Annotated in this window: 12 protein-coding genes and 1 riboswitch; of the genes, 3 read left to right on the top strand and 9 right to left on the bottom strand. The window is 64.8% G+C overall.

Annotated features, from left to right (window positions below; translation table 11 throughout):
- Positions 1-175: 175 nt before the first annotated feature.
- The 4 genes from NZM16_RS01305 to NZM16_RS01290 all read right to left on the bottom strand — a co-directional run bounded on the left by NZM16_RS01305 (position 176) and on the right by NZM16_RS01290 (position 3,170).
- Complete coding sequence (locus NZM16_RS01305) at positions 176-1,378, bottom strand: MFS transporter (RefSeq protein WP_295477934.1); 1,203 nt, start codon at positions 1,376-1,378, stop codon at positions 176-178.
- The gene (locus tag NZM16_RS01300) at positions 1,365-1,871 is read right to left on the bottom strand and encodes a HEAT repeat domain-containing protein (protein ID WP_295477931.1); all 507 of its coding nucleotides are present in this window, start codon (positions 1,869-1,871) and stop codon (positions 1,365-1,367) included. The genes NZM16_RS01305 and NZM16_RS01300 overlap by 14 nt, the downstream gene beginning before the upstream one ends.
- Before the next feature lie 134 nt (positions 1,872-2,005).
- Positions 2,006-2,428, bottom strand: coding sequence for a hypothetical protein (locus tag NZM16_RS01295; RefSeq protein ID WP_295450363.1), 423 nt, complete (start codon positions 2,426-2,428; stop codon positions 2,006-2,008).
- Positions 2,400-3,170, bottom strand: coding sequence for a DUF6062 family protein (locus tag NZM16_RS01290; RefSeq protein ID WP_295477928.1), 771 nt, complete (start codon positions 3,168-3,170; stop codon positions 2,400-2,402). The genes NZM16_RS01295 and NZM16_RS01290 overlap by 29 nt, the downstream gene beginning before the upstream one ends.
- A gap of 37 nt (positions 3,171-3,207) precedes the next feature.
- Positions 3,208-3,292, bottom strand: a riboswitch (Fluoride riboswitch).
- A 415-nt stretch (positions 3,293-3,707) separates the two neighbouring features.
- On the opposite strand from NZM16_RS01290, the gene NZM16_RS01285 reads away from it, so the two are divergent.
- Both NZM16_RS01285 and NZM16_RS01280 read left to right on the top strand, forming a co-directional pair.
- Positions 3,708-5,717, top strand: a complete 2,010-nt coding sequence (locus tag NZM16_RS01285; RefSeq protein WP_295450368.1) for a (Fe-S)-binding protein — start codon at positions 3,708-3,710, stop codon at positions 5,715-5,717.
- Between the two features lie 149 nt (positions 5,718-5,866).
- Positions 5,867-6,364 (top strand): DinB family protein, encoded by a 498-nt coding sequence (locus NZM16_RS01280; RefSeq protein ID WP_295450371.1) that lies wholly within the window; start codon positions 5,867-5,869, stop codon positions 6,362-6,364.
- Positions 6,365-6,688: 324 nt separating this feature from the next.
- Here the strand turns inward: NZM16_RS01280 and cbiR are convergent, their stop codons facing one another.
- The 5 genes from cbiR to NZM16_RS01255 form a co-directional block, all read right to left on the bottom strand.
- Positions 6,689-7,573 (bottom strand): cobamide remodeling phosphodiesterase CbiR, encoded by an 885-nt coding sequence (gene cbiR, locus NZM16_RS01275; protein WP_295450374.1) that lies wholly within the window; start codon positions 7,571-7,573, stop codon positions 6,689-6,691.
- A gap of 378 nt (positions 7,574-7,951) precedes the next feature.
- Positions 7,952-9,208 carry an MFS transporter gene (locus NZM16_RS01270; protein ID WP_295477925.1) on the bottom strand — a complete coding sequence of 419 codons (1,257 nt, stop codon included), beginning with the start codon at positions 9,206-9,208 and terminating at the stop codon, positions 7,952-7,954.
- Between the two features lie 374 nt (positions 9,209-9,582).
- Positions 9,583-9,951 carry a hypothetical protein gene (locus tag NZM16_RS01265; protein ID WP_295450378.1) on the bottom strand — a complete coding sequence of 123 codons (369 nt, stop codon included), beginning with the start codon at positions 9,949-9,951 and terminating at the stop codon, positions 9,583-9,585.
- A gap of 212 nt (positions 9,952-10,163) precedes the next feature.
- Positions 10,164-11,174 (bottom strand): GNAT family N-acetyltransferase, encoded by a 1,011-nt coding sequence (locus tag NZM16_RS01260; protein ID WP_295450381.1) that lies wholly within the window; start codon positions 11,172-11,174, stop codon positions 10,164-10,166.
- Between the two features lie 2 nt (positions 11,175-11,176).
- Positions 11,177-11,563: a DUF2089 domain-containing protein gene (locus NZM16_RS01255; protein WP_295450383.1), complete on the bottom strand. Its 387-nt coding sequence runs from the start codon at positions 11,561-11,563 to the stop codon at positions 11,177-11,179.
- Between the two features lie 420 nt (positions 11,564-11,983).
- On the opposite strand from NZM16_RS01255, the gene gyrB reads away from it, so the two are divergent.
- Complete coding sequence (gyrB, locus tag NZM16_RS01250) at positions 11,984-14,005, top strand: DNA topoisomerase (ATP-hydrolyzing) subunit B (RefSeq protein WP_295450385.1); 2,022 nt, start codon at positions 11,984-11,986, stop codon at positions 14,003-14,005.
- The last annotated feature ends 53 nt before the right edge of the window (positions 14,006-14,058 follow it).

Here is a 14,058-nt window from a genome sequence, read left to right as displayed (position 1 = left end):
GGGGGGGGGGGCCTGGGCCCCCCCCCACCGCCCTCGAAAGATTTCTCCTCTCTACTCTACCCCTCTCCCGCGCCGCACCACCGCGGGGGCGAGGGGATGAAAAAGCGGGAGGGCCGTGGGGCGGGCGACGAAGCCGCCCGCCTAACGGCCCCAACTCCCGATTGGGACAGACCCGCTATGAAGCCGAAAGGGTTATGCGCTCTCTTTCCGCCCAGTATAAAAGCACCAGCAACGCGCCGATCTGCATAGCGAATGCGGACCAGGCCATGATCGGGACGGAGTGATCGTAAAGCTTCCCCAATAATAAGCTTCCCATCATCCACGCGAATCCGTAGATTGTATGAAAGATCCCGTAGGCAGTCCCCCGACGGTGAGAAGGAACCTGAGCGGCAAGAAGCGCTCGCATGATGGATTCCTGGAGCCCCATACCGGTCCCCCACATGATCAGTCCGATCATCAACCCCACCGGACCGCCCAGGAAGATCATGGGAGCGGCCAGCGCGGTGAAGAGAACCCCGCCGCCCAACAGGCGGGGCCCCACCCGATCCCAAGCCCATCCCAGCGCAAGCGCCGCGAGGGCGTCGGTGCCCATCGCGATGGCGTAGGCTATTGGGATCCAGGGTCGGGCGACCAGGCCTGTCCGCTCCAGATGGAAGGCGATGAAGGCGAAATCTACAAACCCGGCGGCGAGCAGCGCGACCCCCGCCAGGTAGAGCCAGAATCCTCGGGGAAGCGCCGGGGAGGCCTCCGGCTCGGCGGTGGCTCCGAATCGACCTGGATCTGGATAAGCGACGCGGGCGGCCCCCAGAACGCTGAGGGCCATGAGGGCGGGCAGCGCCAGGGCTCCGAAAGCCAGCGGATAGGCATGCTGGTGCCAGAGCACCAGTGCGATGAGGATCGGCCCCAGGATCGCGCCGATTTGATCGAGCGCCTCGTGAAGCCCGAAGGCCTTGCCCCGTCCGGTGATCTCCGCAGCGTGGGAGAGCATGGCATCCCGGACGGGCGTTCGGATTCCCTTGCCGATGCGCTCCAGCACCAGCAGGGCGGCGGCGATCTCCCAGCGGCCGGCTAAAGCCAGCATGGGGACAGCCAAAAGGTTCACCCCATAACCCATCGCCATGATCCACCAGGATCGCCCCGGGCGATCGCTTAGGATCCCGGAGAACAGGCGGATCCCATAGCCGGCGAACTCGCCGACGCCGGCGATCAGCCCCACGATGGCGCCGGTGGCGCCCAGAACGGCCAGATAGGAGCCGGCAACGCTCCGCGCGCCCTCATAGGTCATATCGGCGAAGAGGCTGAGAACGCCCAACAGGATAACAAACCGGAGGGCAGCGTGATCGGAAGCCTGAGAGGCCATCGGCTCAGCCTTTGACATGGTGGGATGCCTCCTCCAGAGCGGTCGTTCGCCAGGCCGCACGGGCTGCAGCTCGCACCGCTTCGGAGGGATCGTTCAGCGCCCCCCGGAGCGCCTCTCGGGCGCGCGGGTCATGGAAGGCGCCGAGGGCCTCTACAGCCGCTAACCGAACCGGGAGCGGAGCTTCCATTCGCAAGAGCAACGCCAGGGCCGGGATCGCTCGAGGGTCCTGGAGCTGCCCCAGGCTACGGACCGCGGCCTCCTGAACGCCGAAGTCCCGAGCGTGAAGAGCCGCCTCGATCAGAGAGGGGACGGCCCGGAGGTCCCCCAGTTGCCCCAGGAGGGTCGCCGCCAACGTTGCCCGGGTCCGCTCCGGGTGCCAGAGCGCGCGCAACAATTTCTCGAAAAAATCCCCTTCTTCTTTCAAAGGGGCTCCGCAGGTTGGGCAGATCTCCCGGGCCTCGGCGGGCAGTTCTGCCCAGCAGTTCGGGCAAAAGCGAGTGATCGACTCCATAGGATGCCTCCTGGGAAAAGGATCAAGGATCGGGCATCCATTGGTGCAAGGGGGAGCGCTCTACCCTTAAAGCCCCCGAGGAAGTCAACCGCGTGACACCTATGGGGGCTTTGAGGTCCGCCGCGAAGCTTCCCCTATTCATCGAGCGGACTCCTGGATGCGGGCGTGTTCTGCTGAAGATGGCGCAGGGCTTCCCGGAGCCGGGCGTTCTCCTCCTGCAGACGGCGGACCACCTCCTGGAGCCCGGCGTTCATCGTTTCGATAGCCCCATGGCTGAGCTCCCAGCGTCGAAGGGCTTGTTCAGCCTGGAAAAGGCGGAACTTCATCACCGCGTAGCGCCCCTCGATCTCCACCAGCCGCCGGATCAGGCGCTCCACCTCTTCCGCTGGGTGGGTCCCTGCCGCGACCCCGGCGAGGGTCGCCTGCCCCTCCGCGTAGGCAGCTCCCAGGCTCAGAAAGTAAAGCAGGCCTTCGAGCTCCCCCAGCTCATGGGATTCCCAGAACGCCCGCCATCGCTGCGCCGTCTCTTCATCCACTTCGATCGTCCACTGAGTCATCGTTTTCCACCTCCCCGGTGAAAAAGGCCACCGACCGGATCCAGGCCTGGCGTTCCTCCGGGCGCATCGTCTCATCGCGGTAATTCCAGTCATGCTTGCGGATGTATTCCCGCAGGTCGCCCAGCAGGCGCTGGAGGCGTCGGGCCGCATCGCCGGCCAGCCAACCGAAAACCTCGGGCGCCCGAACCCTTGCGCGGCCCAGGGCCATCCGCAGGTGAGGCAGGCATAGCCCATCGGAGGCCTCGTAACTTGCGCGAACATCTGCTTCCCCCAGGCCCTCGATGAGCCACTCCCCATATGCCTGGGCGGTGTCTTCCCCCAGCCGGCATACTCGACATCGCTGGCGGCCCTGAAGCCCTGGGAGCGGGTCGGAAGCGTTCGCATGGGGGAGAAAGCTGCGTTTGAAGGATCGGGCCAATCGCTGATGGAGGAGAGGGGGATCCCCCACCGCTTCCTGAGCCAGCGCCTCCAGGGCGAGGATCACCCGTTGCAGGAGGTCCTCATAGAGAAGGGCGTTCCCCAGTCCATCGCCATAGCGTTGCGCTTCTAGTCGCTGGAGCTGCCATGCGTGGCGCGCGCAGAACCCCAGGCCGGCCGCCCACTGCTCCCGGGTGGCCGGGTCGTTCACGTTCTCCCAGAGCAGGTTGTCGAGATATCGCTTTTCCGCCTCCCGCTGCAGGCGGCAGATCGGGCAACCCGGCTCTCGCATCGCATGCTGGAGATTCGCCAGCCCCCAGCTCATAGCATTCCCTCCATAACAAAAAAGCCTCTATCCCGTGCTGGGGATAGAGGCTATCAGCCATGGGACGACATGGCGGTTCGCGGGGAATTCCCCGCCCGGCGAGCCTCATCGCCGGTCTGTTTCCACCCGTGATCCCAATGTGTAACTCCCTGATCAGCATACCACGATCGGGTGAAGGGCGCAAATGCTGGGAAAGAAAAGAATTAAGGGAGAAGGGGTTGGGGGCTCTGAACATTCTCCGAACGGATCTGACCGATCATGTGAGCAGCCTTCCCCTTTGAGGGGAAGCGTTATGCAGTTGGAAGCCGGCTGAGCGAGGCGGGATGACCCCACCCCCTTTATCTCCCTTCCCCACACCCAAAGGGCCGCGGGGAGGGGGTCCGAACGTGCTGGAGGCAGAGCCGTCCGGCTCCGCCCCCAAAGCCCCACGGGGGTGAGGAATTGCTTCTCTTGGGGTTTGTCCAGAGCCCAACCCGTGATAAAGTTCAAGGGAATCGAATCGCCCCCCGGCCTATTCCCCAAAAGGAGGGAATTCCTATGCCGGAGCGGATCAACCTGTGGAACATGCCCGCGTGGGCTCAACCCGCCGTCTATGTTTTCCATGCCATCTGTCTGGCGATCTTCCTCCTGGTCTTCTACCGCCGGATCCGGATCTGGTGGATCGTGGGGAAGCCGGAGTTTCGCTTTGATCGTCTTCCCGAACGCTTTCGACGTCTTCTCGTCTATGTGCTCGGGCAACGCCGGGTGATCCGGGATCCGGTCGGCGGCCTCTCCCATGCTTCCCTGTTTTGGGGCTTTGTGATCTTTTTCATCGGCACCACCCTGGCGTTCATCGATGCGGATTTCTTCAAATTCCTGCGCGGGGAGATCTACCTCGTCTACGAGTTCGTCCTGGACCTGTTTACGTTGCTGGCTTTGATGGGGATGATCGTCCTGGCCCTCCGGCGATACGGCATGAAGCCCTCCAAATTGAGCTACGGTTGGAAGTTCGATCTGGCCCTCCTCTGGCTGGCCGTGCTCATCGTCACGGGATGGGCCCTGGAGTCGTTCCGTATCGCTGTCCAGCGGCCGCCGTGGGGACTCGCTTCTTTTATGGGGTGGAGCCTGGCCGGGCTCTGGGACGCCCTGGGCCTGCGCTCGGAGACCCTGCGGGCGATCCATCAGGCCACCTGGGTGTTCCACGCTGCCCTGGCCGGGCTGACCTATCTCTTCATCCCCGTCGGCTTCCTGGTCCACATCGTCTCCTCCACCCTGAACGTCTTCTTCTCCCGGCTGGATCGCCCGAACGGCGCGCTGACCCCGATCCCCGATCTGGAGACGGCGGAGCGGCTCGGGATCGGGACGTTGCGGGATCTGACATGGACCCAATTGCTCAATGGGGAAGCGTGCACGGAGTGTGGGCGGTGCCAGGCGGCCTGCCCGGCTTACGCGGCCGGAACCCCCCTCAACCCCAAGCAGGTGGTGCTGGATGTGCGGGATACCCTCCATGCCGTGTTGCCCCCTACCTTGAACCCCTTCGCTCCCGTTCAGATCCAGGAGGATCGGCTGGCCCTGGCAGGAGCGGTGACGCCCAAAGAGGCCATCTGGGCCTGCACCACGTGCTACGCCTGTGTCTCAGAGTGCCCGGTGCTCATCGAGCATGTGGACCTCATCGTCGGCATGCGCCGATACCTTACGTTGATGGAAGGCGACGTTCCGGCCTCGCTCTCCAACACGTTCCGGAACACGGAGCGGACCGGCAACCCGTGGGGGCAGCGGACCTCGCGGCTGGAGTGGGCGAAGGGGCTGGAGGTGCCGGTCATGGCCGAGAAGGGAGAGGCGGAGGTCCTCTTCTGGGTGGGATGCGCAGGGGCCTTCGATCCCAACGGCCAGCGCACGGCCCGGGCTATCGTCCGGCTGCTTCAGGCCGCCGGGGTGGATTTCGCCGTGCTGGGCGATGAGGAGACGTGCACGGCGGAATGGGCCCGCCGCTCCGGCCACGAGGCCATGTATGTCGCCGCCACCGAGGCCATCCTGGAAACGCTGCGCTCCTATCGGTTCCGCACCCTGTTGACCATGTGCCCGCATTGTTACAACACGTTCCGGAACGAATATCCCCAGTTCGGCGGCCGGTTTGAGGTGGCCCATCACACCGAGTTCCTGGCAGGTCTGGTGGCGGAAGGACGGCTGAGGCTGAAGCCGGGGGACGGCCGGCGGTGGACGTTCCATGATTCCTGCTACCTGGGCCGCTACAACGGGATCTTCGACGCGCCCCGGCGCCTGCTGCATGAGAGCGGGGTGGAGCTGGTGGAGATGGCCCGGAGCCGGGAGCGGGGGTTCTGTTGCGGAGCCGGCGGCGCCCAGGTGTGGATGGACACCCCTCAGGCCCGGCCGGTTCACCTCCAGCGCCTGGAGGAGGCCATGGGGGTGAACCCCCAGGGGATTGCGGTGGCCTGCCCCTTCTGCCATCTCATGCTGACCTCCGCCGCCCAGTCGAAAGGGGTGGCGGATCAGCTCCCGATCCGCGATGTGGCGGAGGTCATGGCCGAGGCGCTGGCGAATCCATAAACGCCTAGATTTCTCCTTCGGGGAGTTGGGAACCTCAGCCCTCAAAATCTCTTAAAAGGCCTTACCCGGAGAGGGTGCTCCCGTTGGGTTGACTGCCCTAAGGGCCCATGGCGTAAATGGTTTCCGATTTCCGGAAAGGAAGGCCGCCCGTGCAGGAGTTGTTACAGCGCCTGGAATCCACCCTGGACGATTTGCGCTGGGCGGTGGCCCAGGTTCCGTCGGAGCGAGAGGGACGACGTCCCCCGCCGGCCCTGGGCGACTGGTCAGTCCGGCGGATCCTCCATCACCTCTGGTTCTATGAGCACTATATCGCCCTCCCGCAGATGCGTTATGCCCTGGGCCTCCAGGGCCCCCTTCGCCCTGGCGATGTGCCCGATGAAGATTCGAGCTGGCCCCGCGAGGTCTCTGCCGCAGCATGGCTGGACCGTCTGGCGGAAGTCCGGCGCGAGACGCTCGCGCTGGCCCGCTCTATCCCGCTGGAGGCCTGGAGTCGGCCGGTGCCCAGGACCGTATGGGGGACCCGGACGCTGGCCTGGATCGTCACCAAGACGCTCCAACACACCTACGAGCATATGACCACGATCCTTCAGATCGCCCTGTTCTGGGAGATGGCGGCCGCCTTTGAGCCCAGGTGGGAGGCCGAGTGAGCGCCTGGAGAGGGCTCCGATTGCGCGAACGATGGATCTCTCCCTGGGGATTAGGGGGCTGGCGGGCCGCCAGCTCCCCACACACTTTTCTTCCCTCTCCCCACGGCCTTGGGGACTGTGGAGAGGAGGAAGAAAGAGAGGCTTCATCAGCTCCCTCCCCAAGGGCTCGCCGTGTCCCCGCGGATGGAATTCACCGCATGCGTTAGCCAGGAGAGGCTTTGGGCCTTGGGGAGGAGGAGAAGGGATGGGGGGGTGGGATCCTTTTGCTCCCTTCCGCGGGCAGGGACTTAACTGGAAGCGAAGGGGGCACGGCCAGCCGTGCCTCTACGCTTTCTCCAGAAACGCCAGGGATTCCTTTACCTCTGGAAGCATCAATTCGAGAATGATGGGTCCGGCGAACCCATGAGCTCCCAGGGTTCGAAGAAGCTCCCCCACCGGGACTTCCCCACGGCCGAGAGGAAGATGATCTGCCCAGACGATGGAGCCATCCGGTTGTCGGCGATAGTAGCCATCGTGCAGATGCACCTCCGCCAGGCGGGGAAGACAACGCTCCAGGGCCTCCTGAAAAGGGATGGGTCCGGGTTGTCGGGAGATCACGTGACCGGTGTCGAAACAAATCGAGAGATCCATCGCGTCTGCCAGTTCCAGCGTGAGCTCCAGCGGGAACTGGATGGTTTCCACCGCCAGGGCCCGCGAGGGCAATCCGGTGCGGCGCAGCAGCTCCTCGATGCTCCGCGCGGCCTGTTGCTGAAATCGACGCATGAGCAACCCGCGGGCCATATCCGGGATCCCGGGAGAGGTGAAAAACTCCGCCGCCAGAGGCCCGGCGATGTGGAGCACATAGACCTGCGGCTCCAGCGGGGCCAGCCGGAGCACCGCGTCCACCAGTGTGTCCACCGAGGCTCGGCGGATCTCCTCGACCGGGCTGGAGGGCTCCAGGGACCAGAGGGGGAGGTGGACCGTATAGCGCAGGCCGCGTTCTTCCTTCAATTCTTGCAGGCGGCGGAGAACGGGGAGCGTGAAGGATTCGGGGAAAAAGATCTGGAGGTCGGTGTTCAATTCGATCAGCGTGAACCCATTGTCGGCGATCCGTTCTGCCAGCCGGGCCGCATCCACCGGAACCGCCCCAGGCATGCCTGCCAGCAGGGGCTGAGAGAGCTCCAGCAGCAGAGGCGCCTGAAGAAGCTGAACGCCGAATGAAAACCCCATTGCGCTTTCCTCCATCTTGGGATGAGGCGATGGGTCTGGCAGATCCCCAGCATCGCGCCTTAAGTTACGCAGTTCCTCTTCCCCTGGGGCTTTGGGGGCGGAGCCGGGCGCCTTTGGCGCCCAGCTCCGCTCCCCAAAGCAATCTTTTACCCCCCCCCCCCCCGGCCCTCGGGGCCGTGGGGAGGGGGGAAAAGGGGGAGGGGCCATCGCCTTCCGGACGGGCTTCAGTTCCTCAAACCCCCAGTTTCAAAGCATTAGAGAGGGCCTGATCTCCGCCACGCCGCTTCGTAGCGTCGAAACACCCTGCCCGCTATTAGGCCCAGCCAGCGGCCTTCCCAGCCCCAAAAAGCCCTCCGGAGGAAGAGACAACAACTGGAGTTACTGCAGAACCCGGCTGGGCGCCTGCTCCTCCAGCTGAACCACCGATGGGATCCCCAGGGCCATAAGCCCGGTCAGCGCGCATGTGAGTCCGCCGGCGATGAACCAGACCTGGACGCCCACCGCATCGGCGACCGGGCCGGCAAGGGCCATGCCCAGCGGTGCGATGATCCCCACCACGCTCCCGATCACCAGAAGGACCCGGCCCTGGAGCTCCGGGGGAACCACCGCCTGAAGGATCGCGAAGATGGGCCCGTTGGTCATCACATTCATCGCTCCTCCCACGAACATAGCCCCCACCGCGATCAAGAAGGCGTTGGGCGGCAGGAGCCCCATCGTCAGCAATGCGCATCCCATCCCGATCAACCCGGCCAGCGTCGTGTAAATGCGACGCCGGAACCCTCCCCATGCTCCCAGGGCCAGACCGCCGCTGATGATCCCGATCCCCCAGGCCGATTCCAGCCAGGCCAGCTCCAGCGCGCCGCCCCGGAAGTGACGGGTCACCATCAGGGGGAGCAGGGCAAAGGCAGGGGTGACCGCGAAATTGATGAGAGCGCCCATGCCCATCAGCACAAGGGCGCCAGACCAGCGTCGCGCGTAGTCCAGGCCGTCCAGCATCTCTTTCCACCACGCCGGGCGGATCGCCGCCTGGGAGGGCCGGGGGATCGTGATGAAGAGCAGTGTCAGCATGGCCAGGAGGGCGGTAAGGACATCGACCATCAGCACCCCGGGGAGCGGCAAGAGATGAAGCAGAATGGCCCCCGCTGGCGGGGCGATCATGTTCAGCGCGCCGCTGAGGGCCTGGTTGAGCCCAGCGATCCGGGCCAGATGGCGCTCCGGGATCATCAGTGGGATGGAGGCCTGAAGGGCGGACCAGTGGAAGGTCTCCAGGAGGGAACGCAGGAACATCACCGCGTAAACCGGGCCCAGGTCCAAGGTTCCGATGGCCGCCAGAAGGGCCAGGCCCAGGGTCAGGCTCGCCATCCCCCCATCGGAGGCCAGCATAATCGCCCGGCGATCCCATCGATCGACCAGGGCCCCGATAGCGGGGCCCAGCAGGACCCCAGGCAGCAGCGCCAGCAGGGTCGCGATCGACAGCGCCATGGCGGAGTCCGTCGTCTGGGCGATCCACCAGACCAGGGCGAACTGAACCAGCATGCTGCCGAACAGGGAAATCGCATGCCCGGCCCAGAGCGCCCAGAAGGCGCCTGCAACCCGGGATGGTGGATGTGTCGCTGGCTTCTGGGGTGGCTCCATCTCCATGTTCTCTGCCCGGTTGTCCGTTGGGCGTTTTGTTCCCCCAGTTCGTGCCTCATGGCGTTCAGGAGTGACGCCGCTCGCTTTCCCCTGGAATCTTTTATCTCCCTCCCCACGGTCCAAAAGGCGTGGGGAGGGGGAAGCAAGAGGGATGAGGCCGTCCTGCCTCGTCCGGCAGGCCCCAACCGCATCCCTCCGGATGGTTTGGGGGTTGGGGCGGGGCCGGAGGCCTTCAGGCCCCCCACAGCCCAAAGGGCCATGGGGGAAGGGGGGAGAAGTCATCTTTCAGGGGGATGGGCTGGGAGCCGAAAGCTCCCAGCCCATCCCTCGAACCCCCCAGATCAAAGATGGGCCAAGCAGCAGCTGGGGTGAATTTATTCCACCGTGATCTCCACGCGCTCCCCCTCTTCCTCGTCGACCACCTCCACCAGCTTTCCGGTCACCCCTTTTCGCAGGTGCTCCAGCAGCTCCTGAAGATCCCCCCCTGGAATCCCGGAGATAAAGCGCCCGCCGATCCGGAGACCCAGATCGGCCAAGCTCAGGGGAATGCTCACGTGAACCCGCTGGCGTCCAGAGGCGACATCTGTGACTCGGATGCGCAGCCAGCGCGCGGCGGGCGTGGGGGCCTCCGGAGCCGCCTCGGCTTCCTGGAGCGCCTTCAATAGCTCCAGGCCCTGTTCCGCCGTGATCTGACCCGCTTCGATCATCTTCAGAATCCGTAAACGCTCTTCATCCCGTGGCATTACGGCCTCCTGAAGGGTTCCGGATTGGGGAGCGGGCGGGCCACCTCTGGCGCTCTACCTGCCCCTGAAATCCCTCAATCCGGTAGGGCTTTGCTTGCCTTTGATTGGAGGGGGAGCAGGACTGGGGAGCCAAAGGCCCTCGGTCCCCTCCTGAAAACCTTCTTTCTCCCTCTCCCCACGGCCCGGAGAGCCATAGGGAGAGGGAGAAGGGATCATCGCCCCTGAAGGCTACCCGAAGCGGCCTCTGATGATCCAGCCTTCAAATCGTGGCGCATTCCAATCAGGGTGCGAACGGGCCGGAAGCCGAGGGAGAGCAGCGCCGCGGAGAGCGGCGGCTCCTCTCCAGTCATGGCCATCACGGGAAGCCCTGGGGGGATCTCCATTAGGGCGGTCTCCACCAACCATCGGGCGTGTAGAGGGGTCCCGGAGCCGGCCAGAAAGGCCCGCAAGGTCAGCAAACCTTCCCGTCGGATCCAGACCGTCAGCGCTACGATCTCCCCCCCCTCCGTTTCGAGGACCCAGAGGGTTTTCCAGCGCCGGCCGAAAGGCCATGGCGCCAGCGCCATCGGAAGCAAGCCCAGGGGTTCAAACAATCGCATCGCCGGGTTCTCCGCCGCGGTGATCCAGGCGGCAAGGGTGGGCGCCTCCCCAGGTCGGGCGGGCCGCACCCGGTAGCCGGGGATGGTCGGCGAAAGGGAAGGCAGGAACGGCCCGCGCCAGGCTTCCCGATGCCAGATCTGAATGCGCCCGATCTCCACAAAACCCAGCGATCGATACAACCGGAGGGCCGGGGTGTTGTCCGCCCGAACCTGAAGCGCGGCCCATCGGGCTCCATGGGCTCGGGCGTATTCCAGGCAGGCGGAAACCAGCGCCCGGCCGATCCCCCTTCCCCGAAAGCCAGGGGCCACCGCCACGTTGGCGATGAGCCAACCCTCCGAGCCCGGCCGGAAGCGGCGGACCATGGTATAGCCCACCACGCGACGGCCCTCCACCCACACATAGCCCGGCGCGAAGGTCTCCCCGGGCGGAAGGAACCATTCCAGCCCTTTCAGCAACCATCCCAGGCGGGACCAGAATCGCATCTCCCGGATGATCCGCTGGCCAACCTCGTCCAGATCGCTGGCGAAGGCCTCTTCCAGCAAATCGGCGATCCCTCGGAGATCCCACCGCACATCGGCGGGGCGCAATCCGCTCACCGCTTCCAGGCCTGCAACGCGCACCATGGTCACCCCTCCGAAGATCCCATCCCGCGCAGCCGGCGGAGCGCCTCCTCATATGAGATCTGGCCCTCCGCCAGCGCTTCCAGGATCCGGAGGCGTTCCTCCGGGCCGGGGGGAGCTTCCGCCTCGGCCTCATAACCCATCGCCCGCAGGATCTCCTGGAGCCGTTTGCGCAACGTAGGGTAGGAGAGGCCGGTCAGGCTCTCTAATCGGGTGAACTTCCCCTCGCACCGCAGGAAGAGTTCGACAAAGGCCAGCTGTTCGGCGGAAAGCCGGGCCAGCCGGCCCAGCTGGAACCGGCCCTCGATCCGTGTCTCACATGCCGGGCATTGCAGGGCCACGGCTTCCAGTCCTTCCCCGCACACCGGACATACTCCAATCCAGGCGGCCATTCCCCTCTCCACAAAATTTAAATATTTCGTTTCAATATTTTAAATGCCTGTTTTGAAAAGTCAAGCATCTAAGGAGGAGCTCCCTGGATCCGATTGGGGATGGGAGGAAGCCAGGCAGGGGCACCTCGGGGCCAGCGCGGGGACCCGTTCCGGCTTGGAGTGGCCCGCGTTGCCTATTCCCCCCTCCCCATGGCCTCTCCAGTGGCAGGGATGGGGGAGAAAATGGGGGGAACGGGGTAGGGGCCAGGGACCCTGGCCCAGTTTCCCTTGAATGGCGGATCCAGGATGGGCAGGGCAGCAGAGGTTTTCCCTTATCTCAATTTGAGTTAAAATGGGAAAAGTGCTTGCATACCCAGGCCGGATTTCTCGGATCGGCCCGAGGATGCGAGCCTTTCAGGCCTTGTGCGACGGGGAGGATGTATGGCGAATGAGACCCGAAAGAGCGCTCGAACGGCGGGCTCCAACGGAGCAGCGGAGGCGGTCACGGCCTATGATGCCAGCCAGATCCAGGTCCTGGAGGGCCTGGAAGCGGTCCGCCGTCGTCCAGGGATGTATATCGGCTCGACGGACATCCGGGGCCTGCATCATCTGGTCTATGAGGTGGTGGATAACGCGGTCGATGAGGCCCTGGCCGGGGTCTGCACCCATATCTTGGTGGAGATCCTGGCCGACGGGAGCGTTCGGGTGACGGATAACGGGCGGGGCATCCCGGTGGACCTCCACCCCCAGACCGGACGGCCGGCCCTGGAGGTGGTGATGACCACGTTGCACGCCGGCGGAAAGTTCGGCGGCGGGAGCTATAAGGTGGCTACCGGTCTTCACGGCGTCGGCGTGAGCGCGGTGAACGCTCTCTCCGAATGGCTGGAGGCCATCGTCCAGCGGGATGGCTATCGCTACCGTCAGCGTTATGAGCGGGGCCGTCCGGTGACGCCGGTGGAGCGGATCGGGAAGGCGGATCCTGCTCGCTGGTATGCGCATCCTCGCTTCCCACCCGCTGACCATGGAACCATCATTCATTTCAAGCCGGATGCGGAGATCTTCCGCGGGGGGATCGACTATAAATTCGAGGCCCTGGCCCAGCGCTTCCGGGAGATGGCCTTCCTGACCCGGGGGCTCACCATCACCCTGGTGGATGAGCGGGAGGACCGCGAGCTCACGTTCTATTTCGAGGGCGGGATCCAGTCTTTCGTCCGCTATCTCAACCGCAACCGTCAGCCGCTCCACCCCATCTGGTATGTGGAGAAGACGGTGGGGGATATCCTGGTGGAGGTCGCCCTGCAATACACCGATGCTTACAACGAGACGGTGCTGGCCTTCGCCAACAACGTCAACACGGTGGACGGCGGGACGCATCTCACCGGGTTCCGTTCGGCGCTCACCCGGACGTTGAACGACTACGCGCGGAAGGCCGGGCTCCTCAAGGACAGCGACCCCAACTTCACGGGAGAGGATGTGCGGGAGGGGCTCACGGCGGTCATCAGCGTGAAGCTCCCCGAACCCCAGTTTGAGAGCCAGACCAAGAGCAAGCTGGGCAACGCGGAGGTGAAGGGGGCGGTGGAATCGGTGGTCGGCGAGGCCCTGGCCCGCTGGCTGGAGGAGAACCCGCGGGAAGCCAAGGCCATTATCCAGAAATGCCTGACCTCCGCCCGCGCCCGAGAGGCGGCCCGGCAGGCCCGGGAGCTGGTGATCCGCAAGAGCGCGCTGGAGTCCCTGACCCTGCCCGGGAAGCTCGCCGATTGCTCCGAGCGCGACCCGGCGAAGGCGGAGCTGTTCATCGTAGAAGGGGATTCGGCGGGCGGCTCCGCCAAACAGGCCCGCGACCGTCACTTCCAGGCGATCCTGCCTTTGCGGGGGAAAATCCTCAACACGGAACGGGCCCGCCTGGACAAGATGCTGGCCAACGAGGAGATCAAAGCCCTGATCTCCGCCATCGGCACCGGCATCGGGGACCAGTTCGACCTCTCCCGGCTGCGCTATGGCAAGATCATCATCCTGGCCGATGCGGATGTGGATGGGAACCACATCCGCACACTGCTGCTGACCTTCTTCTTCCGACATATGACGCCGCTCATCGAGCACGGCCATGTCTACATCGCCCAGCCGCCCCTGTATCGGATCGAGGTGAAGAAGAGCCGGGAGATCTTCTACGCCTATTCGGACGCTGAACGGGACGAGATCTTCGCCCGGCTGCGCAAGCGAGGGATCGATCCGGCCGATGAGCGGCAGGTGGCGACCCAGCGCTACAAGGGGCTCGGGGAGATGAACCCTGAGCAACTTTGGGAAACCACCATGGATCCGGCGCGGCGGATCCTGCTCCAGGTGACCATCGAAGACGCCGCGGAGGCGGATCGCGTGTTCGATATGCTGATGGGCGCAGCTGTGGAGCCTCGCCGCCGCTTCATCCAAGCGCATGCGAAAGAAGTGCGAAATCTGGACGTGTAAGGGCCTCAGAGGAATTTGAATTCGACCCCTTCCAGTTCCCAGCTGTTCGACCT

It is taken from the genome of Thermoflexus sp., from assembly GCF_025055495.1.
Taxonomy (GTDB): Bacteria; Chloroflexota; Anaerolineae; order Thermoflexales; family Thermoflexaceae; genus Thermoflexus.
This window is presented reverse-complemented; position numbering and strand designations above follow the sequence as displayed.

Coding starts and splice junctions, on each gene's coding strand:
- NZM16_RS01265 (WP_295450378.1), bottom strand. CDS start 9,951: ATGCCACGGGATGAAGAGCGTTTACGGATTCTGAAGATGATCGAAGCG.
- NZM16_RS01305 (WP_295477934.1), bottom strand. CDS start 1,378: ATGTCAAAGGCTGAGCCGATGGCCTCTCAGGCTTCCGATCACGCTGCC.
- gyrB (WP_295450385.1), top strand. CDS start 11,984: ATGGCGAATGAGACCCGAAAGAGCGCTCGAACGGCGGGCTCCAACGGA.
- NZM16_RS01290 (WP_295477928.1), bottom strand. CDS start 3,170: ATGAGCTGGGGGCTGGCGAATCTCCAGCATGCGATGCGAGAGCCGGGT.
- cbiR (WP_295450374.1), bottom strand. CDS start 7,573: ATGGGGTTTTCATTCGGCGTTCAGCTTCTTCAGGCGCCTCTGCTGCTG.
- NZM16_RS01260 (WP_295450381.1), bottom strand. CDS start 11,174: ATGGTGCGCGTTGCAGGCCTGGAAGCGGTGAGCGGATTGCGCCCCGCC.
- NZM16_RS01270 (WP_295477925.1), bottom strand. CDS start 9,208: ATGGAGCCACCCCAGAAGCCAGCGACACATCCACCATCCCGGGTTGCA.
- NZM16_RS01285 (WP_295450368.1), top strand. CDS start 3,708: ATGCCGGAGCGGATCAACCTGTGGAACATGCCCGCGTGGGCTCAACCC.
- NZM16_RS01295 (WP_295450363.1), bottom strand. CDS start 2,428: ATGACTCAGTGGACGATCGAAGTGGATGAAGAGACGGCGCAGCGATGG.
- NZM16_RS01255 (WP_295450383.1), bottom strand. CDS start 11,563: ATGGCCGCCTGGATTGGAGTATGTCCGGTGTGCGGGGAAGGACTGGAA.
- NZM16_RS01300 (WP_295477931.1), bottom strand. CDS start 1,871: ATGGAGTCGATCACTCGCTTTTGCCCGAACTGCTGGGCAGAACTGCCC.